The sequence below is a fragment of the Christiangramia aestuarii genome, from assembly GCF_009735585.1.
GTDB classification, from domain to species: Bacteria; Bacteroidota; Bacteroidia; order Flavobacteriales; family Flavobacteriaceae; genus Christiangramia; species Christiangramia aestuarii.
The window spans coordinates 1-365 of sequence record NZ_VJVW01000171.1 but is presented as its reverse complement, the minus strand read 5'-3'; the positions used below and the strand labels follow the sequence as shown (position 1 = coordinate 365).

At 64.9% G+C, this 365-nt stretch carries 1 protein-coding gene; it reads right to left on the bottom strand.

The window, feature by feature from the left end; genetic code table 11:
• The coding region (locus FLP08_RS16190; protein ID WP_202912818.1) for a hypothetical protein at window positions 1-237 on the bottom strand (237 nt) is incomplete at its 3' end.
• Window positions 238-365: the final 128 nt, after the last annotated feature.

Below are 365 nucleotides of genomic sequence, written 5' to 3'. Positions count from 1 at the left end.
CCATCCCTTCGCATCGTTCTTGACGTAGCGCAGGAGCTTGCCCTTGTGCAGGGCGAGGGGCAGGCCGGTCTTGTTGCGCTTCAGCTGGGCCACATCACGCGGGTCCATCCATCCCGCTTGCCATGGGCCCGTGCGGGATTTGCGGTTGCGGCCAATGCGCGGATTGAAGACCGCCATCAGCGGGGTGCTGACAGCGACGGCCACGCCAAAGGCCCCAAGTGCGAAAGAGATCGCCATGGCCTGTTTCTGCGGATCAGAATACCGCGCCAACCCCTTGAGTCCCTCCCAAATGGCACGGGGGAGGGGCCAGCCAGCGCCCGTCCATGCCTGGACAGTCGCCAGTATGTCGCTGAGCGGCCCTCTGA